Here is a 19,528-nt window from a genome sequence, read left to right as displayed (position 1 = left end):
TGTGCTTCGAACAAGACAGTTTTTGGGTTTGACTTTCGAGTTGTCTATGCCAGGTTATTACTTTCACCCAATTGGTTGTCGTACTTGATCGCGCAGGGCGTTTATCGCTGCATCCTAAATACCAGCTAATTTACAAAAATAGAAGGCGAGATACACCATTTTCCCCTTGAGCTAGTCATGACGTATCTGGTACCAAGAACATCCTGCAAGTATAAAGACACTACCATGATTATCCTTTTGTATAAGGAGTGGTTTGATGGAAAATTTTACTGTTAGACCAATGAATAGAGAAAACGCCCTTATCGTTCAATCGTGGCGTTACGAAGGTCCTTACGCGGTTTATAATTGGACAGAAGATTCTAAAGCAGCTTTGTGTGAGATGCTCAATCAGCACAGTCCTTACTATTCAGTCCACGATGAACAGGAAGAAATAGTTGGCTTCTTCTGTTTTGGTACATCTGCCCAACCTTGGATAAGCAAATCTGCCTCTTTAAAAGATTGTGATGGAATTATTGATATTGGGTTGGGTATGAGACCGAATTTGATAGGTCGGGGATATGGTCTGTCCTTTGCATCCACTGGTGTATCTTTTGCGCAAACATCTTTCTCCATAGAAACCCTTCGTTTGTTTGTTCGAAGTTTCAATACAAGAGCTAGGCACGTTTATGCTCAAGCTGGTTTTATGCCTATCAAAATTTTCTTACTTAGTAATATAGAGCATCCTGATAAATTCTTAGAAATGCGCTGGCATCTGTAGGCGCGAGATATCTACATTGGATTTTCGTGCAAAAATCAAAGGATTTGCATGTAATTAGAGGATTTAGAGGGAGACTTATGTCGATAAAGCGTAAGGCTGGTTTCATTTTGTTTGGCGGTTTTACTGCCTCTATCTATCCAGCAATTCTCACTACTCTTAAAGAATGCCAATTTACAGTTCTTGTCATTGATGATCCAGATCCAATGTACTACCATTTTCTACGCATACGAGCCTTTGATGCTAAACATCCATTCTGGCAGATGGATGAAATTGTCTTTATTTCTCCTGTTAGTCAGAATACAATCCTTAAACAGGTATTGGCATGGGAAAGTAAATATGACATTCGAGGCTTATGTTGTATAGAAGAAGAGTTTGTTGAGATAGCAGGTATTGTTGCTAACTGTTTGAGCGTGCCTCACCCTGGTTTGCATGCTGCAAGAGTTTGCAGCGACAAATTCTTGCAAAGGACGTATTTACGTGAATGGAGTCCAAATTTTACAGTTTTAACACCTAGAGATCGGCAAGAAATATGTAGCCATTTTCATACCTTCCCTATTCTTTTGAAGCCCACAAAGAGACACTCGAGTTCAGGTGTTCAGCTTATCAATGACCAACAAACCTTACTTTCTCGTTTATCTGACTACGAGCCTGAAGAAAATCTCCTTCTTGAAGAATATATTCTTGGAAGAGAGTTCTCTGTCGAAGCTTTAGTGCAAAAAGGTGTGGTTATATTTTCGAATATAACTCAGAAGCGGACAAGAGAGGTTAACAATCGATTTTTTATCCCTATAAGTCACACTGTTCCAGCTGTGGACTTGACAAATGATGAGACTGCAAATTTGTTACGAACAAATCAGTTAGCTCTTCAACGGTTGGAGTTTCAGGACGGAATTGCTCATGCTGAGTACCGGATTGCATCTGATGGGCGGGTCTATTTAATAGAAATTGCTGCTCGTTGTCCTGGCGGAAGTATCATGACTTTGTATCATCTAGCTACTGGCAAACCACTTGAATCGGTTATTATCAACCTTGCTCTTGGAATTCATACAGATTATCCGCAGCCACAGCGATTTGCAAGACAAGTATATCTAAATCACTATCCAGGTTTTCTCTACGATGTTGTGATTACAAACTCTTTTTACTCTTCTCCCATTTGGCTACCTCTAACAGGAGTGGTGAGGGCGTTACGTCCTGGGCTAATAGATGAACCAGCTACATTAAGAACAATTATCGTTTTTAAATCGCGTGGTGAGTGGTTAGAAGAGGTAACCTCAGGAGAAGACAGGGTTGCCACATATCTTATTGATGCCGCCCAACCTGATGATTTGGATAGATTGGAACAGTCATTACTTGCCGCAATGACCGTCCTTACAACGATATAAGTTGAAGGAACGGAACATTTCCTTCTCAACAATCACACCTCCCTGTAAAATGATGAAGTATTCGTCGCTCTCTCGATGTGCATGTGGCAAAGGGTCAACCCATGCTTCTGTGGTGTGATTGTACCAAATTTGAAGCCGATCCGATTGAAAGCCAATTTCGTCAGGTGAAAGACGCCCTGCTAATAAAGTGGAATAGTTCGGTAACTTACGGTGGTGAAAGTATGTCATCGGTGCCCTCCATGGCTCGAAATAGTCAGGTTTTGCTGGATTCAGGGCAGTCAGAAACCCCTTGTGTACTCAAACGTGCATGAGGAGTGTCGTGGCACTGCACTAAGACCTTTGGAGAGGAAGTGCTGGCCGAAGAGAGGGCACGAGGCAAGGCATGCTTGTCCGAGGAGAGAGCCGATGGTGGCTGCTGGGAGCGAAAGTCAAGCCGTTATCAAACTGAGTGAGATGGCAAAGGTTTCTGGAACGCCGAACAGTCTCATCGTCACCTGCTCAGATGTTGAAACGCGAGCATTGCGAGCCAGCCGCTCTTGTCACGAGAGATGAGTATGTGCCCGTAGCGCGCGGGAAAGAGGCGAAGGCGAAACGGCGAGAGTGGCAGAGGCAGCGCCCCTGGACTCTGTTTGCGCCTCCACGCGTTGGTGGCGAAGCAATTGGATGCAGGCCCGCCGATGAATCCTTCGACTCCAGTCCCGCTATTGAAGAGGAACTGAACCGATAGCCACTGGATGCAGCAGAACTAGCCGTCCATCGGAGAGAGCGTTACACGCCCAGCTACAAATGACGTGTATTCCGATTTCATCGCGTCAGGTATGCTGCGATGGGCCAGTGCTTAGACCATTAGAAACTTGGTTGGGTAGACCGTTGGCGAGTTACTCAATATATCTTAAGCACTTTTCCATCGGTCCCCCGCAGAACCGTGCTTGAACCTTTCGGTCACACGGCTCGCCAGTGATTCATTCCGAGTGTGGTTGTGGTAATGGTTTCCCGGCATGGATAGCTTGATGACATTGTCAGCAGATGATGAGTGTTTTTCGTCGTCTGGCTGCCATCATGTGTACCCAAGCCGGTTTCTCCTTACTGACTGTTAACGGTCAATCATTTTGGCCCTTCACTAAAAGAAGTGAGCCTGCTTGCTACGAATGATAAAAAAGATAGGGGCATCCGCATGTACTTCAGTTGGAGGGGAGATACTGAGGTGGCTCGCCGAAACAAGTTGACCGGTTTTGCCCTTTGCGCCTGTTCGCTGGAGACAAAAAATGGTCAACTTATTTCGGAGGGAGCCCTGAGAGGAGAAACTCCAATGACAAACAGAGGATGAAAGAAATATTTTACAAATTAAGCCGCATTGAGCAAACGCTGCCGCAACAGGGGAAGCTTGGCACGGCCAAACATGGAACGCTTGACTAACTTCAGCTTCTGGACCTGTGCCTCGACCGGCCCATTACTGTAGGGTAGCGTGAGCCCTGCTACCACCGCATCCTTGTCCTTGAGGATACCAATGGCAAATCTTTGCAACTCGGAGATCGCACTCTCCTGGACGGCTTCAATCCAGCTATCCAAGCGTTCTCCCTCTCGCTTGCGCACCATGGTCAAAAAATCCTGTACGAGTCCGTAAGCTCTCTCAACCGTCAGGCTAGCTTGCCTAATGAACGTGAGTTCCTCTTGTTCGCGGATGGTGAGAGCCGTTTGTTCATGGATAAAAAGCCAGACCGCTTTGCGTGCCGAAAATCGTTCGGAAGGCAGCGGAGGAACCAGTTCAGTCAACGGGCGGCGCTGCTCTCGAAGCGTTTGGAGAAAACGCCTTACCAGACGAGCACTTCCTTTGAACCCCTGAGCCTGGATTTCTTCAAACAGTTGCTGACCATCATGCACTCCCTCTTGCCAGCGCCCCAGCACATAGGCAGCATACGGGTCAAAGATACTGTGACGGCTCGGGCGGCGATGGAGGGGAGGACCGCCTTGCTTGATCCATTGACGGACACTCCGCTCTCCCATACCAACACGCTTGGCAATCTCAGCGAAGAAGAGTCCTTGAGACCGCAGGGCCATGATTTGTTGAAACCGATCCTCTCTCTCGCTTCGATGGGCTTGATATTTGCGTTCCATCTGTTGGGGAGGCTGCTGCTTCCAGGTCGTGGGGTGAGGGAGAGGATGTGGAGGTGAAGCGGCAAGCTCAAGCAAGCGTGCTTGTTCCTCCTGACGAATTTCGGCACGGCAACGGGCAAGCAATTGCTCCAGGACATCAGCAAGATTACGCACGAGATGAAACCGGTCAGCTACTTGCCTTGCCTGGGGAGCTGCTTCTCGCGCAGCGGCAGCGTAATCGGTTCCCCGATCACGGCTGATAATGTCAACCTCTGGATGAAACCGTAACCAGTGAGCAAACGTTTTTTATCACGGTCTGGCAGGAGATCAATAATCTTGTGCCGCTCTAAATCGACCAGGATCGTTCCATAGCGTCGCCCTTTCTTCCAACTCCAATCATCCACTCCCAGCACCCGGACCGCTCTTGCCACGGGAGAAGAAAACTGCATCAGATAGCGTAACAGAGTGGACGGGCTAGTGGCGATGCCTGATCGGTCGGCCAAGCGGGTGCCCATTTGCCCACCTGCCACAAGCCCATAAGCTTGCAGGAGCGCGATAAGCCTGCTGGTCATCCGTGCATAGGACTCAACCAACCCTCTGAGGACAGGTCGGCGTCGTACAGACAAATTTGCGCACCGTGAACTCCAGGATCACGTTGCGACCAGCGCAAGGCAAATCGGCAACCGTTCGTTGGTAATGTCCATGGATGCGAGCCGAGAGCTGGTGGCATTCTGGACACGGCATGCTGGGAGTATGACACGCTATGCCAATAACGAGTTCGGTGACACTGGGATGAACAGAGGTGACTGTGATTCCAGTAGGAAGATGTAATAAGGAGGACAGGAGAGCTGCCTCTCTGGGGTCCATTGATAGATTACTCCTAATAGAGAATGTTGCATGCATTCTATCACACATCTGAGGTATTTACAGCAAACAGGCTCACTTCTTTTAGTGAAGAGCCGTATTTGTGATGATGCTGGCAGTGCGCCGAGGCTCTGATCTGGATGCCTGGCTGATCCAAGCTGAACATTGTGGTCTGCCCGAATTCCACAAAATGGCGAGAGGGATTCGCCTCGATTATGCAGCGGTGAAGCCCGCGTTTTCTTCAGAATGGAGCCAGGGTCAGGTCGAAGCGCAAGTGAACTGCTTGAAACTTCAGAAACGGATCGTGTTCGGTAGGGCAAACTTTGACTTATTGCGGCTTCGCGTTCTTTGCCGTGTGTAGCCCTTCTTTACCATACAGGGAATCATTCCTCTTCACTTGATATGGGGGCAGACACCTCATAGACCACTCGCGTTGCATGGGGACGAAAGCCTACACGCTCATACACGCGACCAGCTCGCGCGTTGGCTGCAATGAGGAAAACCAGTGTTGCCCCCTGTTGAAACGCTCTCAGTGTCATATATGCAGTCAAAGCTGCAGCAATTCCTCGTCGGCGAAATGGCTCCAGGGTTGTAATGCCAACGTGTTCTGTCAATCCCTCATAGATCTCCGTGAACATGCCTGCTCCAACAGGTTGTCCATGGAGACGAGCGGTAAACGCTCGGCTGAGAAAGAGGGATGAACGGAACTCCTCAGCTTCGTGAATCGTCGCCCGTTCTGCTTGCGGGTCAAAACCCAATGCGTTAGTATCAAGTCCCTCGCAGATCTCCTCCACTCTCGACTTATGAGAAAGGGTGGTGATCGCTAATCCTAAAACCTCGGGGGCTAGTCGATAAGTTTCTGGAGTGCAGATCATGACCTGTGATCGTTCGACCTTCGACCAACCAGAAGAGCGGAGTATGGGCACAAGATGCGAGAACCCTTCTTCTATGAACTGAAGGCAGGGTTTTCGGGCACGCTCTGTAAAGATGGTTTGCAGTCTCCTCAGGCTGTCTCGAAGATCACTGCTTTCAAACGCGTCTGGAAGAGCATAGTTGGCGTCTGAACTTTCGTCGGTTGTGTGGAAGAAAAGAGTAAAGGGAGGAGCGGAAACCACTTCGTGATGTTGGCTGGCTTTGAAACGCAAGTACTCTTGGAGGCTGATCAGTGAATGCATGATACTCCTTTTACGAGCTGTATTCTCTCAAGTTCATTATATGATACTTTGCCCCGTAGTAAAGCAAGCAGGCTCACTTAATATGAGGACGAGCCCAAATACTTGCCCCAATTGATAGGCTGTCTCCAGATCAAGATGGGCAGCTTTGATCTGCTCAACCGACTTCTGTTGTTTTTCATCGAGCTTATCGGGCTGACTGACGCAGAGCCAGGATGCACGTGTCCCGGACATCCGACGAGTAATACGAGGCTTGGGTGGGAGGGAAGTTGGAATTTCGAGAACCTGTGTAGCAGTATCCAGTGTGAGAACTGAGGCTGATCCTGCTTCCTGATGCTTTCTCCTCAGTTCTGCGAGAAACATTCCCAGCAGAGGAGCCGATCCTGGATATCCGCGAGCTTTGATCTCATCATAGAGTTGAACACCATTGGTGCATCCATGTTGCCATCGCTCTAAGAGGTAGGGCTTGTAGGGATCAAGGATACTCCTTTTTTCTCCTCGTTTTGGGTGGTGCATCTCTGGATACTCTTCGGCCTGAGCAAATTTGCTGACCGTCGCCCGCGCCAGGTGCAGTTTCCGTGCAATGGTACGCAGCGAGAATCCTTGTTCCACGAGAGTACGCACTTCTTCATAGCGAGCCGTGCGTTTGTCTCGTCGGACCTGCTTTTGAAATTCGTCGTATCGCATCCCTTCTGGTTGCTTGTTGGGAAAGGCTGATCTGTTTTTGTAGTGTTTCTCTGGTCCAGACTCCGCTAGCAGTTCTGCCATCTGGTGGATGCCCTGATCTTTGATGCCTCGCGCCCTGGCCGGGATTGCATCAGAAGCGCGCTCTTCGATTTCAGGCAAACAATCTTGTTTGCGATCCATGACCTCTTTGAGCCTCTCACGTAAGTTCTGCAAGAGGTGGAAGCGATCAGCCACCTGCGTCGCTTGGGGAGCACCTTTTTTTGGCCGCCGCTGCGTAATCTCCGCCTCGGTCGCGGCTAACTACCTCCACTTCAGGGTGGGTACGTAGCCAGGCTTCCGCAGTCGAGGCTGTTCGATCTGGCAGTAATTCGATGGGCTTACGTAATTCGAGATCGACAAGAATACTGCCGTAGGTCACGCCTTTTTTCCAACTCCAGTCGTCAATGCCCAGGATGCGTACGGAAGCTGGCTCTGGACAAGCACGCGTGCGCATCCTCCGCAAGAGCGTGGGGCCTGAAACCCGCATTCCCAGTTTGGGAGCGAGACGTTCTCCTAATTCTCCGCACGTGGCAAAACCAAGTGTTTGGAGAGCGTCCGACAGTCGATTGGTCATGCGAGCATACGACTGCACCAGCTCAGAGAAGCGCTCCGTGAAAATCTGGCGCGGGCAGGTGGCTGTGTCACAGACAAATTTGCGCACTGAAAGCTTCAAAATGATGCGACGACCGCCACAAGGCAGGTCTGCAACCGTCCTCACATAGTTGCCATGTATCCGCTCAGATGGCTGCCCGCAGAGGGGACAGTGGGCGATGGAAAAACAGCAACCAATATGAACGACCACCCTGCTCGTCTCAGCATCAATGGCAACAATGACCATGCCATCTGGAAGAGGTAAAAAGGGAGAAGAGGCGTCTGCCTGGCTCATCGATGATGCCCTCCTTGCAACATAACAGCACATAACCATCGATGAGAATCTATCAGAAAACCGAACCGTTGTACAAGCAAGCAGGCTCACTTAATGTGAGGATGAGCCACTATCCTCTTGACGTTTACAACCAGTCCCCTCACATCTTTCGGCTGGAAGTAAGGGTCTGCGTTACTCACCTCGCCTGAGTGAGGCCGCGCTCTCGCACGACAGAAGATCGTGTGCCTCTTTGGGCGCACTTGCGAGCATGCTCTGTTCCCATATGACGTTTCCATCTCCGGTAAGCTCGTTGACCATACGGGCTCTCTCTACCCGTAGCTTCGTTTGAAGTAATAAGAAAGGCGTTTTACGGACGCACTGCTACTTTCGTTTCCTCGTCAGGTAGGTTGGATGTCCTTGAAGTCGATTGCCCTCAACCTCATCTCCTTTTGCAGAGATTTGATCAGCGCCGAAGCGGCGCATGTAGCTATTGTTTACGTCTTGAGAATTGGCATTCCAATGGAATGCCTTGCCTCGTGAAATGGGAGCTAGTTCCACCGTCTACGGCCGGCTCCGCCAATGGGAAGGGATCTAATTGTGGTATATTCTTATGAAAAATATTATTTGTGCGGAAATTTATTCTATCAGACGCGCAATGACTTTAAAAGCTTGACATGGCAATATGTAGCAATATATAATAAGTTTTGTGCTAGAATACAGTTAAATAGAATTGATTCTTGTAAAATAGTATTGCAATAAAAAAAATTGATACTATTTGGTAAAATTTGTGAGTTATTGGGTAGTAGATGGCTAATATTTTCATTGTGGATTTGATGCAAAATAGATGAATATACCAATAAAAATGTTAAAAGTGTATTTACTGCTTTGAGTTACTTGTCTTTCTATTTGAATCGAAGGTAGATGAGCAGTATACCTAAGTTTTGGCCAAATAAATGGCGACATGCGCAGGAGCAACGAACGATTGCAAGGAACTGAGTAAAAGTGGGACAAGGGGAGCATCCTGATTGAGTCCTATTTGACGAACGCGCCCCCACGCATCAAGGAGCAGAAAGCCACTGATATGAAAGACCTCGCGCACCAGACGCAAAGGCCCGTAGCGCCGCACCGTGGAGGCCGTGGCTGCCAACCACTTCTGTGCCCAGACGAGGACATTGTGAGCCAAGGTTGCCAGGAGCATGACCATGTGTTGCGCTTCAAACCGCTTTTTGTTGCGTTTGCCCAGCGAGAGCCCTTGTTTGTCGCCCTTGAAAGACGTTTCCACGCCGCCTCCCCGCTGGCCGTAGAGTCGCGCAGAGGCAAGCAGCAGATCTTTCGCAGGATCAAGGCTGCGCGTCAATGGACGTTCACTCAATTCTTCGACCTCGGCGGGCAGCAAGTTGGAGATCAGGACAGCGATGCCCCTTTGTCCATTGGGTTTGCGCTTGCGAACAGCGATGCGACCAACCGGGCGCACCTATTCGCGGGCCTCCAATTCGACCCAGCCTACTTGTCGGCCTGGTTCGTTGGGATCGTCTACCCAACGAGTGACGGAGGCTGCCAGTCGAGTGGCGCGCTGGCCAGAGTAATCCTTGCACAAGAGCAGGTAGCCCCGGTTCAGAGCCCAGTTCACGTTGTCCAGGCTGCCTCCCCCCGCATCAATGCGCAGCAGGGTGCGAACCCGTTTCGCTTCATCCAGTTCCAGGATCTGCTCGGCGGCTTGGACCAGAGGAACCAACGCCTCGGACAGCTTGGTCCGGCCCTCAAAGAGTTGATCAACTACCACTTTTCGGTAACGGGTCGCCAGCACTCGGCCCACCTGGCGTCCACGGCGGTTGCGCGCTCCAGCAAAGGAACCTTTGGTAGCCAGCGCAGCCTTTTTGCCACACGGCAAGCCGGTCAGGTCCACATCCAGGATGTGATACTGTCGATGGGAGTCATGCCGATACCCCTGGCTGTGCTGGCGAGAGATCTGCGTCATGGCTTGCTCCATCTGCTTGACCGTTTCGGCAGTGCAGGCCGAGAGCGTCTCCTGGACCACCAATTGCTCGGCACAGCGCTTCCGCCCAAAGGCTTGTTGCAGCCCACGGTCGCTCCTCAAGCGGCTGTTGATTCCCACCAGCCCACCGGCCCCTGCCAGCAGATTGATCAAGGCATCGAACACTTTCTCAAACGGCGTGTCCTTCACGGTTTTCTGCAGGATCTGCATGTGCTGGCGGATTGGTGCCAACAGGTCCAGTTTCCGCAACTTGATCCCCAGAGCGGCCAGGCTGGCGCATCCTGTAAAATGTGGGGTCAACTTCATGGGAGATTCTGTCATGATGATGGTTTTCCTCTTGCTCGGTTGATTTCCTGCAAGAGCTAGAGACCATCATCTTTTCCTTTGCAAGCTCTTCTTCGGCCAGGCTTGCTGCCGCTACTTTGGCCAAATTTTACGTTGGAAGCATAATCAGATATATTTTGTTTTACGTCGCAGAAAGGACTAACCTTGGAAGAAAACCAACTGTTGAGGAAAATTGTAAGCCCTGCTTTGCCTCCTGCTTTACTATATCGAGAGGCGCTGGTCAGGAGACTTAATGATGCCCTTTGCGGAAGAGTATCCGAAACGCAGGAAAGGTTGCCAAACTACAAGCTTATAGGGCTGTATGCACCTGCCGGTTATGGAAAGACGACTTTGCTTGCTGATCTTGCCCGGCATACTACAATACCATGTTGTTGGTATTTACTTGATCGTACGGATACGGATAAACTGGTTTTCCTCAAGCTTATTATTTTTAGTATACGTCATTGTTTTCCTACATTTGGTTCTGCGCTTGACCAATTAATTGAAAGCGTTGCTATTCCCAATGTGAATAAGCCGAAGGATAGCTCCCACTTCGATGCTCTTGTGGAGGCTCTTATCACAGCAATCAATACAGAAATTACTGAGCGTTTTGCTCTTTTTCTTTCTAATTATCAAGAGATAAATGAATGTCCTCCAGTTGTTGAGGTAGTAAATCAATTATTACAAAAAGTATCTGAACACTGTATCATCGTTATTGAGAGTCGTGTTATTCCTGATCTTGACTTTGCTCATTTGTTGGCCTACCGAGAGGTATATTGTCTAAGTAGCAAAGAACTGAGATTTACTGCGCATGAAATATGCTCTCTTGCACAAATACAAGGCGTTACTGCTCTAAATTACCCGGAGGCGGAGCGACTTTCAACATCTTTTGATGGATGGGTTATGGGTATATTATTAGGGACTCGTATAGGCGATATGCAATTTTTGCGTACACATCAAGGAGATAAGCAACTTTTATTTAAATATGTAGTTGATGAAATATTTAAACAAGAAGCTCATATCTATCATTTCCTAAAGGAAGCGTCTGTGCTCCAACAGATGACTCCCTCTCTTTGCTCGAAGTTGCTCATGATTTCAAATGCAGAAGATCATCTAGTATATTTGGAGAAACATGGGCTGTTTGTCACGCGTTGTGATAGTTCTCTTGAAAGCGTTTACACCTGCCATCCTATATTACGAGATTTATTGAGGGAGGAATTGAAACGAGAAAATTATGAACGTTTTATTTTACTTCATCGACAAGCTGCAGATTTATTTTTAGCTAATCATGATTACGAACAGGCTATCTATCATGCTCTAGAATCCGGAATGGAGGATATTGCCATTTATCTTGTCTCTAATATTTACCAAGATCTTTTTTCCCAAGGCCATGTAGACACCCTTACACGCTGGATTCGATCTTTTTCGAGTACTGTTCTCGCTACCAATCCTCTTCTACTTTTGATTCAAGCTAACATTGCTTTGCTGTCTGGTGATTATGTATTGGCACTTACTCTACTTGATGCTGGCGACCAGGAACTCAAACAGCAAACGCCGTCAACGGTGACTCAATCATTCCCTCCTTTTGAGACCACTATGGCCCTTGCACGAAGTAAAGCACTTTTTCAGGCAGGAGAATATCGTCAGTCTTATAATCTATGCCAAATTGTACTAGCGCAACTATCTACTGATGATGTTTTCTCACGAGCCGAGGCTTATATGCGTATTGGGATATGCATGAATTTATTAGGAGATTTTTTTACGGGAATTGATTACTTACAAAAAGCGCTACTATTATGGGGACGGCATACAATCAAGTTGCAGGTTGCAGATGTCCACAGTGCTTTGGCTAGCGCATATAGTTTAGTCGGAAATTTTTCTTTGGCTGATCATCACCTCTCTTGCGCTATTGCTTGTGGAAACTTCTTACATAATGAACAGGACAAAGTGACTAACTTAACAAGGATGGGATTACTCAAAATGCGTCAGGGAAAGTTCTCTGAGGCAGAAACTTTCTTATCGGATGCTCTGCTACTAGCTCGTGGCCTTCTTCATTTTCGACGTGGAGAGGCATACGCTTTGGTAAATCTAGGAGAGCTTTTTTTAGATCAAGGGCAATATGAGCAGGCTCTGACTTATGCCGAAAATGGATTGGCCCTTGCTCGAGAGATTAAGGATTACTATCTTGCTGGATGTGGTCTCTATGTACTTGCTATGATCTATCTTCTTCGAGGTGATATTTCCACAGCATTATTGCTCGCATCCGAGATGGAACAACCCAAGGATCAAGAAAACTCTTTTAGCTATCAACGTGTAATATATGAGATTATTTGTGCTACAATATTGTTCTATCAGCAACGCTACGAAGAAGCTTTGGCCTCTTTTTCTAAAATAGAGGAAATCCTTGAATTTGTTGGGTTGAGACGGGAACACCTTCAAGTGATGGTGCGCATCGCTGCCTGTTATTCAGCTATGAATCGACTTTCTATGGTCAATACCTACCTAAAAAAAATTATGAACTTTTTGTCGGTTTATGTGCATTATACTCAGCTGGCTTTTATAGAGGTAAGCCGGCATTCTTCGCTTCTTTACAGTATAAGAACTCAACAAGAAGCCACTGAAATACGGAAAATACTTCATATTGAAGCAGAAGAATTGCCTGCTGCTAAAGAACTTCTGGGCAAGGAAGATATCATAGTAGCTTTAGATTCTAAAATAACCATCAAGGAGCGATTTAGACTCCAACTTGTAGCGTTAGGAGAGCCTGTAGTCCATAAAGATGGAATGCCTGTTACCAACTGGCGTATGGCGCGCACAATGGAACTCTGTTTCTTCTTGTTGGATCGTAGCCGCCCAATTCGTAAAGAACATATCATTACAGAATTATGGTCTGAGATTGATGAACAGACAAGCCATACATTTCATACCACTTTATACTACTTACGTAAAGTCTTTGGTGGGAAATGTGTTGTTTTCCAGTCCGGAACTTATACACTTCAGTTAGATACTATTTATGGTAATGATATATGGTACGACGTGGAAGTATTTCAGACATATTATGCTCAAGCAAAGCAGTCCCTTGCAGCAGGAGATGATGATAAAGCGCAGAATGAATTCTTGTCAATGATTGAGTTATACCAAGGCGATTATCTCCAACCCATTTATAGTGATTGGTGCGCCCTTAAAAGGGACGAATTGCGAAATGTTTATCTTGATGCCCGCCGTTCCTTAGCCCTTATTGCTTGGCGCAAAGAAGCCTTTGATGAAAGTGTACAACATTGGCAGCGTATACTTGTAATTGATCCCTCTCAAGAAGAGGCTCATTATGGGATTATGCGTTGTTACGCCCGTCAAGGAAAAAAAGGATTAGCCTTACATCAGTATAGAGTATGCCAGGAAATCCTGCAACAGGAACTGAATACTGCACCAAGTCAAACATTACAACGTTTCTATCAACGCTTGTTAGGTACTTCTTAATACTATTCTGTGGGGTTCGTCCAGAATGAAAAGCTTTGGCAGTATTCAAGTACTGTGTGAAAGGGCAAGATCTGGTTGAGCTTGCGATGCTGGTGGCATTGTGAGCTTGTGGGAGGTCAGACTGCGAATGACGGCATCGAATAGCAGTAGACAACTCCCTCCGTTGCGAAAAGCGGTAGTTATCTTGTGCAAACTACGCTTGACTATAATGATCCTGCGATTTTGGACAAGAATTAGTCGGCTTGTAAGGTGTAAACTGGAGTATGCAAAAGAAAACCCGGAAACAGTATAGCACCGAATTCAAGGCAAGAGTGGTCAGGGAGATGCTCAAGGAAGAAAAGACAGTGGGGCAACTGGCCGCCGAATATGGTGTGCATAGTAATATGTTGTATCGCTGGAAAGATCAGGCATTAGCTGGCTTGCCCAGCCTTTTCAATGACCAAGCTGCCCAGGAGCTAGCCAGAAAGAAGCCGAGTGGCAGCAGGAATGAGACACATTATATGCTGAGATTGGCCGCTTAACCACGCAGGTGGCGTGGTTGGAAAAAAAGGCTGAATGGCAATCTTTACATGAGGCGAGCTTGAAAAGAGACCATTTCAAGCTCGCCTCATGTAAAGATTGCCATTCAGCCAAAAAACTGGTAGGGCAATATCACGCACATGTTCCTGGCTCCTGCCAAAGTTCATGAGGGCGAGGTCGCTTTTGATCTGACCACTGGCACCCATGGGCTGCTCTTGGGCGATCGCAACTACTGGCTTCCTTCGCTCAAGGAGACCTTGCGTTCCTCGGGAGTGCTCTTGTTGACGCCTTATCGCAGCGCCAAGCATCAATCGCCGCACAGTTGGAGTCTGATCTTGGGGCGGGTGCGCTATCGCATTGATACCCTCTTTGGGCAATTGGTAGAGCGAGGAGGAGCCAAACGCGAGTGGGCGCGTGATGTCTGGCATTTGCGCAATCGTTTGTTGCGCTTGGTGTTCATGCATAGCATGGCTCTCCTCTTCAATCTCGAGTTGGGTCACGCTCCCCTTCAATTGGGGGCCTTAGTCGCTTCGTTTAATAACTTGCACATCGGGTTAATTAGTCATTGAGACGATACATCAATGTCTTAACCTAGTTAATCGCACCTATAGAGAAGGAGATAATGCAAATGACAAACAACAATTTAAAAAGCAGAACACCTTTTATTGAAGGAGATCGCATTCGTCTTTGTCTATTTGATCCTAAGCGCGACTTCCATTTACTTTCGTCATGGCATAATAAAGAAGAAATACGGCGTTATTTTTCTACTTACCCGTGTAGCAATTTCACGGTTAGGAAAGGACTCGAATCCAGCGAAGAGGATTATAAAGAATTTATGTTTGGAATAGAAATGATCGATAGCAATCGATTAATTGGTTTGGTAGGCCTAGAAAGTATAGATTACATTAATCGTAATGCAGAATTGTACTTACTTATTGGTGAACGCTCATTATGGAACAGGGGATATGGAACCGAAGCAGAAAAGTTAATGTTGCATTATGGATTTATGGAACTAAATTTAAATCGTATTTATACCTTAGATATGGAAGAAAATCTTGCAGCACGAAAATCCGATGAGAAAGCAGGTTTAAAGTATGAATTTACAATGAGAGATGCAATACTAAAGTTTGGAAGATATCATAATGTTTTTGTCTATAGTATCCTCAAAAAAGAATATCTTTCTGTATTTTTCAATAAAAATAAACCTATTTCTACTGATTTATTTTCACAAAACAGTTGGGCACCGCTGGAGCAGGGCCATGCATAAAGCCTTCTCAACCAACTGTTCATCGGCTGAGATGTCCATCGCCCATCCGACAACCCTGCGTGAAAACAGATCAAGCACCGTCGCCAGGTACAACCAGCCATCGTACGTCCAAATCGCGGTAATGCCCCCGACCCATTTTTCGTTGAGGCAAGTTGCTGTGAAGTTCCGATCCAAGTGATTGGGCATAAGCCTCGCCTTCGGATCACGACCACCAGGCGTGATCCGAAGGCGAGGCTGGCACGCAACGAGTTCCAGTTCACGCATCAGACGGGCAACCCGCTTGTGTGCACAGACAATACCTTGAGCATGCAATTCTACATGTACACGTGGACTTCCGTAGCGTCCTCGACTCTGCTGGTACGCCGCCTGGATCTGTTGGGCAAGTTGGCCATCTTCTCGCTGATGCCGGCACATCGGACGGTCGCGCCAAGCGTAGTACGCACTGACGGAGACACCTAATGTCTCGCAGAGGACCTTTACCGGATACAGGTGCCGATGCTCTTCAACGAACTGAAATCTCATGGCTGGGGGCACGAGAAGATGGTGACTGCCTTCCTCGGAAAATCTGCGTCGTCGGAGCGGAGGACGAGAAAACGTCTCCTCTCAGGCAATGTGAGCAGGGGCAAGTTTTACATTGAAACCCAGCTGCTCCAAGCAGCGAACGTGATAGTGCTGTGTCCGTTCGGTATCTAACCGATCAAAGTAGTCTGGACCAAGTTCCTCATATGGCTTCTTCTCACGCAAAACGTGATAGGCGATGACAAGAAAACTGTGAGCAACTGCCATCACGGCACGACGTTTGCCTTTCCCTCTCCTCTCTAAATGACCATTTTGGTGCTGGGTGGTGTCCCCAGACATGATGGTCTTCTGTCAGAACGTGTGGTTTGCCAATCCCCCCGCGGCCGGTTTGATGCCATACCGAGTTTTGTGTAAAGGAGCAAAGTGGAAAAATGCGAAGCCTCCTCTGGAGAGGGATGAGCGGTCACTTGCTATCCATGATTACACAACATTCGGTATGGTGTCCACTTTTTTTTTGGTGGAAGAAGAAGAAAACTTCTTCTTCCACCAAAGTGGGTCAAGGTCAAATAAGATGCAGTATTTTTGCTGTCAGAATGCTGAGAGTAGTCTTTTATACTCCAATCATACAAATTAAACAAAGTATTGCTTATTGATGGAGGGATCAGCCATGCTTGCACAGCGCAATCAGAATAGCTACACCAGATTTCTAAGAAAGACATACAGTAGCTTTCATTTTCTTTTCCTTTATACACATGCCTTAAGAGTAATAGCAATGGTCGTATTGGTAAGCTTGAGCATAGCTCATATGCATTACTTTGTCTCCGACATTAATGCTCTCGTTGCTATAAATCCTTCAGCTGATCCATGGCCGATTTCAATCAAATAAAAGCCTAAAGCGATTATCTGCAGTAAATTGCGTATGTCTTGAATGCCAATATAGGAGCCAGCCCTTTTCACTCTTTTTTCTATCAAGTTGTCAGAGTTTGTACTCATCGCGCGTAGCGGCAGTATCCTGAGTAGTGTGTAAAAAAGGTCTGGTATCCTGAACTGGTGAATGAAAAAAACAGAACCAGGAGGATACCTATGACGCATACTAACAACACATCGAAGACATCCTCACACGTCAAGAGGCCTTTGAGCAACTGGTGAGAGAGCGACCCCAATACGCCGTTCGCATCGCGCTCATCAGCGTACTGGAGGAAGAAGTGACGGCTTTTATTGGAGCCAAGCCCTACGAGCGTAGCCCTCATCGCCGAGACCAACGCAATGGACACTATAGCCGCCATCTGGACACCACCGTGGGGGAGATCGCTGGTTTGCCCGTTCCTCGCACACGAGGAGGGTATCACACGCAGTTGTTTGAGCGGTATCATCGTCGTCGCGAGGAGGTCGATAGCGCCATGCAAGACATGTTCATCACGGGGGCCAGTATGGCCAAAGTGGGAGAGGTGATCGAAACACTGACCGGCTCGCATCCCAGCCCATCAACCGTCTCGCGGGTGTTCCATACGCTGGAGGAAGAGTACGAGCAGTGGAAAGCGCGTCCCTTGGCCGAGCGTTATGTCTATGCCTTTGCCGATGGAACCTACTTCACCGTCATCTACCAGGGAAGGCTGCAAAATGCCGATCTTAGCGGTGGTAGGCATTGCCACCACAGGAGAGCGCGACGTGCTGGCCTTTCGCGTGGGGGATCGAGAGAACCAGCAGGCGTGGGAGGATCTCATGGAGGATCTCAAAGCCCGAGGCGTCAAGGAGATCGGGCTCTGGATCAGTGATGGCAACCAGGCGATGTTCAACGCCATCACCAAGGACTTTCCGGCTTCGCAGAGGCAGCGCTGTGTCATGCACAAGATGGAGAATGTGCTCAGCTACGTTCCCAGTAAGCAGCGAGAGCAGCTCGAACCTGAGCTCAATGCCCTCTTTTACCAGGGAAGTCGCCAGCAGGCCGATCAAGCCGTAGCTGCTATCATCGAGAAGTATCAGCAGATCTATCCCACCACTGTGGAGTGTCTGCAGCGAGATCTGGAGGCGTGCCTGACATTTTATGCCTTCCCGAAGCAGCATTGGAAGACGATTCGCACGAACAATGTGATGGAGCGTCTCTTCGGAGAAGTCAAACGTCGTTCGCACAAGATGGCTGCCGCTTTTCGCAACGAAGGCAGTTGCCTCCTACTGTTCTATGCTGTGATTCGCAGCTTGACCTTCCATAAGCTCACGATGCCATCGCCATCGCAAGCTCAGCCAGATCTTGCCCTTTTACACAGGACTTAACATACTGCCCGCGTAGCACCTTCACACGCAAACGTTTAGAGAATTAGAATTAAAACCACCTACGATGAAGACTGCTCAGTAATTACAGAAGTCAGAAAGACGAAAGCAATGTCTTGGAAAACTATCAATCAGATCCTTGGTCTCGCGACAGCTGACCAGGAGTTTTGGAAAGCCCTTCAAACCAATCCTCTCGCAACTATACATTCTCAAGGGTTCGAACTCACAGCGGAAGAGCAAGAGGTCTTTAAAAATATGGAGGCGGAAACTATTTCCGAATTTTGCAGATATTTGCTGGACAAGCTTAGCTCAACATAACGTTAATTTAAGCGCATAGACAGCTATATCTTTACTCACACCTGCATAGAGCTAATCCTCTATTGCTAGATAAAACCCACGTGCCTTAATTGATAACCTCTTTTTAGTTCCTTTGCTAGGAGTAGCCAATGCAAACATACAAAGCATCCATGCCTACGTTACTGAGAAAACCCCATTTGGTTGGTAACAGTAACGATTCGAAAACAGAGGACAGGGAACCTATTGAAATTGAGCAAGATCTGACCGTTTTAAATGAATGGATCCGTGTACAAGAAGAAATTCTTAAATCTATGATCACTCCTAATACATCAAAAAAGTCATGGCGCAACAGAATAGAAGATACAATCTACCATTGTACACATGGGTATGCGCAGGTTTTGTGGGATCCTATCTCTCTAGAACACTTAAGGGGAAACTGCCATCTTATTGAAATTTGTTTCCAACAAAAACGGTATGGAATGTTGAAACTAACATCAGGATATTTAGTTTCCCATTCTGCACCGAATATTCCTCAGTCATTTGCAAATTTATGTGCACTCATTATTAACCTTGCAGAGCATCAAAAGCTTGTTGAGTCATTGATGAAACAATTACCTTCTCTAGACATAAATGACTCGCTTTCGCCTCGTGAAAAAGACGTTCTGAATGGTATGGCTTTTGGCGAAAACGAAGATGCCATAGGACAACGGTTAAGTATCGCATTAACAACTGTTCGCACACATCGACATGCTATTTATCGATGTTTAATGGTTCGAAATCCTCGAGATGCCGTATTGAGAAGTTTTGCACTTGGGCTTGTGAACTGGTTGGATCTATCATGTGACCCCCCCCATTAGTACGATGTCATTGGACTGAATCCATTTCAATACTAGGGAGCTGTTTATAAAGGGGCAAAATAGGCAAGCAATTTCGAAGGAGTAATATGGAGAAAGTTGATTCAAACCTGAAAGCTGCCATGAGACAGCAAATTACAAAGCGGA

At 47.3% G+C, this 19,528-nt stretch carries 20 protein-coding genes and 5 pseudogenes; 12 read left to right on the top strand and 13 right to left on the bottom strand.

The genetic code is table 11. The annotated features are described in order from the left end of the window. Window positions 1–256: 256 nt before the first annotated feature. The 3 genes from KRAC_RS05620 to KRAC_RS05610 all read left to right on the top strand — a co-directional run bounded on the left by KRAC_RS05620 (window position 257) and on the right by KRAC_RS05610 (window position 2,866). Window positions 257–757 (top strand): GNAT family N-acetyltransferase, encoded by a 501-nt coding sequence (locus KRAC_RS05620; protein ID WP_007905144.1) that lies wholly within the window; start codon window positions 257–259, stop codon window positions 755–757. A 77-nt stretch (window positions 758–834) separates the two neighbouring features. Then, window positions 835–2,139 carry an ATP-grasp domain-containing protein gene (locus tag KRAC_RS05615; RefSeq protein ID WP_007905142.1) on the top strand — a complete coding sequence of 435 codons (1,305 nt, stop codon included), beginning with the start codon at window positions 835–837 and terminating at the stop codon, window positions 2,137–2,139. 556 nt (window positions 2,140–2,695) lie between these two features. Next, on the top strand, window positions 2,696–2,866 hold the full coding sequence (locus tag KRAC_RS05610) for a hypothetical protein (RefSeq protein WP_157506322.1): 171 nt from the start codon (window positions 2,696–2,698) through the stop codon (window positions 2,864–2,866). 292 nt (window positions 2,867–3,158) lie between these two features. Here KRAC_RS05610 and KRAC_RS79310 read toward each other — a convergent pair. The 5 genes and pseudogenes from KRAC_RS79310 to KRAC_RS68950 form a co-directional block, all read right to left on the bottom strand. Next, window positions 3,159–3,221: pseudogene (locus tag KRAC_RS79310) on the bottom strand (HNH endonuclease); the annotation flags it as partial. A 262-nt stretch (window positions 3,222–3,483) separates the two neighbouring features. Beyond that, window positions 3,484–4,143 (bottom strand): transposase, encoded by a 660-nt coding sequence (locus KRAC_RS68960; protein WP_244422103.1) that lies wholly within the window; start codon window positions 4,141–4,143, stop codon window positions 3,484–3,486. A gap of 243 nt (window positions 4,144–4,386) precedes the next feature. Continuing rightward, window positions 4,387–4,446, bottom strand: a pseudogene (locus KRAC_RS79305) (hypothetical protein); the annotation flags it as partial. Further along, on the bottom strand, window positions 4,425–4,682 hold the full coding sequence (locus KRAC_RS68955) for a transposase (RefSeq protein ID WP_420795793.1): 258 nt from the start codon (window positions 4,680–4,682) through the stop codon (window positions 4,425–4,427). The gene KRAC_RS68955 and the pseudogene KRAC_RS79305, both read right to left, overlap by 22 nt. A 136-nt stretch (window positions 4,683–4,818) precedes the next feature. Beyond that, on the bottom strand, window positions 4,819–5,100 hold the full coding sequence (locus KRAC_RS68950) for a transposase family protein (protein WP_157506321.1): 282 nt from the start codon (window positions 5,098–5,100) through the stop codon (window positions 4,819–4,821). A gap of 103 nt (window positions 5,101–5,203) precedes the next feature. Here KRAC_RS68950 and KRAC_RS05595 point away from each other — a divergent pair, with 103 nt between their 5' ends. Continuing rightward, window positions 5,204–5,458: a transposase gene (locus KRAC_RS05595; protein ID WP_052567995.1), complete on the top strand. Its 255-nt coding sequence runs from the start codon at window positions 5,204–5,206 to the stop codon at window positions 5,456–5,458. Window positions 5,459–5,480: 22 nt separating this feature from the next. Here the strand turns inward: KRAC_RS05595 and KRAC_RS05590 are convergent, their stop codons facing one another. The 3 genes from KRAC_RS05590 to KRAC_RS05585 all read right to left on the bottom strand — a co-directional run bounded on the left by KRAC_RS05590 (window position 5,481) and on the right by KRAC_RS05585 (window position 7,881). Beyond that, window positions 5,481–6,023, bottom strand: a complete 543-nt coding sequence (locus KRAC_RS05590; RefSeq protein WP_169460861.1) for a GNAT family N-acetyltransferase — start codon at window positions 6,021–6,023, stop codon at window positions 5,481–5,483. Window positions 6,024–6,308: 285 nt separating this feature from the next. Continuing rightward, on the bottom strand, window positions 6,309–7,136 hold the full coding sequence (locus tag KRAC_RS60850) for a response regulator transcription factor (protein ID WP_007905134.1): 828 nt from the start codon (window positions 7,134–7,136) through the stop codon (window positions 6,309–6,311). Between the two features lie 46 nt (window positions 7,137–7,182). Next, window positions 7,183–7,881: an ISL3 family transposase gene (locus tag KRAC_RS05585; protein ID WP_007905132.1), complete on the bottom strand. Its 699-nt coding sequence runs from the start codon at window positions 7,879–7,881 to the stop codon at window positions 7,183–7,185. A 456-nt stretch (window positions 7,882–8,337) separates the two neighbouring features. Between KRAC_RS05585 and KRAC_RS74415 the strand changes: the two are divergent. Beyond that, a pseudogene (locus KRAC_RS74415) lies at window positions 8,338–8,446 on the top strand (transposase); the annotation flags it as partial. Window positions 8,447–8,794: 348 nt separating this feature from the next. On the opposite strand, the gene KRAC_RS75545 reads toward KRAC_RS74415, so the two are convergent. Both KRAC_RS75545 and KRAC_RS75540 read right to left on the bottom strand, forming a co-directional pair. Then, window positions 8,795–9,334 (bottom strand): hypothetical protein, encoded by a 540-nt coding sequence (locus tag KRAC_RS75545; RefSeq protein ID WP_007905129.1) that lies wholly within the window; start codon window positions 9,332–9,334, stop codon window positions 8,795–8,797. Then, the gene (locus tag KRAC_RS75540) at window positions 9,335–10,177 is read right to left on the bottom strand and encodes a hypothetical protein (protein ID WP_007905126.1); all 843 of its coding nucleotides are present in this window, start codon (window positions 10,175–10,177) and stop codon (window positions 9,335–9,337) included. A 168-nt stretch (window positions 10,178–10,345) separates the two neighbouring features. On the opposite strand from KRAC_RS75540, the gene KRAC_RS05570 reads away from it, so the two are divergent. Then, window positions 10,346–13,657 (top strand): AfsR/SARP family transcriptional regulator, encoded by a 3,312-nt coding sequence (locus KRAC_RS05570; protein ID WP_007905124.1) that lies wholly within the window; start codon window positions 10,346–10,348, stop codon window positions 13,655–13,657. 45 nt (window positions 13,658–13,702) lie between these two features. Here KRAC_RS05570 and KRAC_RS79300 read toward each other — a convergent pair. Beyond that, window positions 13,703–13,867: pseudogene (locus tag KRAC_RS79300) on the bottom strand (IS256 family transposase); the annotation flags it as partial. A gap of 53 nt (window positions 13,868–13,920) precedes the next feature. On the opposite strand from KRAC_RS79300, the gene KRAC_RS05565 reads away from it, so the two are divergent. From KRAC_RS05565 to KRAC_RS60845, 3 genes are all read left to right on the top strand, one after another. Beyond that, a complete protein-coding gene (locus tag KRAC_RS05565) occupies window positions 13,921–14,178 on the top strand; it encodes a transposase (protein WP_075164175.1) in 258 nt (85 codons plus the stop codon). A 129-nt stretch (window positions 14,179–14,307) separates the two neighbouring features. After that, entirely contained in the window at window positions 14,308–14,745 is a 438-nt protein-coding gene (locus KRAC_RS05560; RefSeq protein WP_338010114.1) for a hypothetical protein, read from the top strand. Between the two features lie 59 nt (window positions 14,746–14,804). Then, the gene (locus KRAC_RS60845) at window positions 14,805–15,443 is read left to right on the top strand and encodes a GNAT family N-acetyltransferase (protein ID WP_007905123.1); all 639 of its coding nucleotides are present in this window, start codon (window positions 14,805–14,807) and stop codon (window positions 15,441–15,443) included. Here the strand turns inward: KRAC_RS60845 and KRAC_RS05550 are convergent. Beyond that, entirely contained in the window at window positions 15,402–15,965 is a 564-nt protein-coding gene (locus tag KRAC_RS05550) for an IS3 family transposase (protein WP_007905121.1), read from the bottom strand. The genes KRAC_RS60845 and KRAC_RS05550 overlap by 42 nt on opposite strands. A gap of 81 nt (window positions 15,966–16,046) precedes the next feature. Then, the gene (locus tag KRAC_RS05545; protein WP_052567988.1) at window positions 16,047–16,301 is read right to left on the bottom strand and encodes a hypothetical protein; all 255 of its coding nucleotides are present in this window, start codon (window positions 16,299–16,301) and stop codon (window positions 16,047–16,049) included. Window positions 16,302–17,065: 764 nt separating this feature from the next. Here KRAC_RS05545 and KRAC_RS75535 point away from each other — a divergent pair. The 3 genes and pseudogenes from KRAC_RS75535 (at window position 17,066) to KRAC_RS65370 (ending at window position 19,384) form a co-directional block, all read left to right on the top strand. Continuing rightward, a pseudogene (locus KRAC_RS75535) lies at window positions 17,066–18,233 on the top strand (IS256 family transposase). Between the two features lie 108 nt (window positions 18,234–18,341). Continuing rightward, a complete protein-coding gene (locus KRAC_RS79295) occupies window positions 18,342–18,548 on the top strand; it encodes an Os1348 family NHLP clan protein (protein WP_007905109.1) in 207 nt (68 codons plus the stop codon). Window positions 18,549–18,676: 128 nt separating this feature from the next. Further along, window positions 18,677–19,384, top strand: coding sequence for a LuxR C-terminal-related transcriptional regulator (locus KRAC_RS65370; protein WP_007905108.1), 708 nt, complete (start codon window positions 18,677–18,679; stop codon window positions 19,382–19,384). Window positions 19,385–19,528: the final 144 nt, after the last annotated feature.

It is taken from the genome of Ktedonobacter racemifer DSM 44963 (assembly GCF_000178855.1).
Classification (GTDB): Bacteria; Chloroflexota; Ktedonobacteria; order Ktedonobacterales; family Ktedonobacteraceae; genus Ktedonobacter; species Ktedonobacter racemifer.
This window is presented reverse-complemented; position numbering and strand designations above follow the sequence as displayed.

Bases quoted from the DNA above. Each gene is read 5' to 3' on its own strand.
- KRAC_RS05620 (WP_007905144.1), top strand. From the start codon at position 257: ATGGAAAATTTTACTGTTAGACCAATGAATAGAGAAAACGCCCTTATC.
- KRAC_RS05615 (WP_007905142.1), top strand. From the start codon at position 835: ATGTCGATAAAGCGTAAGGCTGGTTTCATTTTGTTTGGCGGTTTTACT.
- KRAC_RS68960 (WP_244422103.1), bottom strand. From the start codon at position 4,143: ATGGGAGAGCGGAGTGTCCGTCAATGGATCAAGCAAGGCGGTCCTCCC.
- KRAC_RS68955 (WP_420795793.1), bottom strand. From the start codon at position 4,682: ATGCAGTTTTCTTCTCCCGTGGCAAGAGCGGTCCGGGTGCTGGGAGTG.
- KRAC_RS68950 (WP_157506321.1), bottom strand. From the start codon at position 5,100: ATGGACCCCAGAGAGGCAGCTCTCCTGTCCTCCTTATTACATCTTCCT.
- KRAC_RS05595 (WP_052567995.1), top strand. From the start codon at position 5,204: ATGATGCTGGCAGTGCGCCGAGGCTCTGATCTGGATGCCTGGCTGATC.
- KRAC_RS60850 (WP_007905134.1), bottom strand. From the start codon at position 7,136: ATGGATCGCAAACAAGATTGTTTGCCTGAAATCGAAGAGCGCGCTTCT.
- KRAC_RS05585 (WP_007905132.1), bottom strand. From the start codon at position 7,881: ATGAGCCAGGCAGACGCCTCTTCTCCCTTTTTACCTCTTCCAGATGGC.
- KRAC_RS75540 (WP_007905126.1), bottom strand. From the start codon at position 10,177: ATGACAGAATCTCCCATGAAGTTGACCCCACATTTTACAGGATGCGCC.
- KRAC_RS05565 (WP_075164175.1), top strand. From the start codon at position 13,921: ATGCAAAAGAAAACCCGGAAACAGTATAGCACCGAATTCAAGGCAAGA.
- KRAC_RS60845 (WP_007905123.1), top strand. From the start codon at position 14,805: ATGACAAACAACAATTTAAAAAGCAGAACACCTTTTATTGAAGGAGAT.
- KRAC_RS05550 (WP_007905121.1), bottom strand. From the start codon at position 15,965: ATGAGATTTCAGTTCGTTGAAGAGCATCGGCACCTGTATCCGGTAAAG.
- KRAC_RS05545 (WP_052567988.1), bottom strand. From the start codon at position 16,301: ATGTCTGGGGACACCACCCAGCACCAAAATGGTCATTTAGAGAGGAGA.
- KRAC_RS79295 (WP_007905109.1), top strand. From the start codon at position 18,342: ATGTCTTGGAAAACTATCAATCAGATCCTTGGTCTCGCGACAGCTGAC.
- KRAC_RS65370 (WP_007905108.1), top strand. From the start codon at position 18,677: ATGCAAACATACAAAGCATCCATGCCTACGTTACTGAGAAAACCCCAT.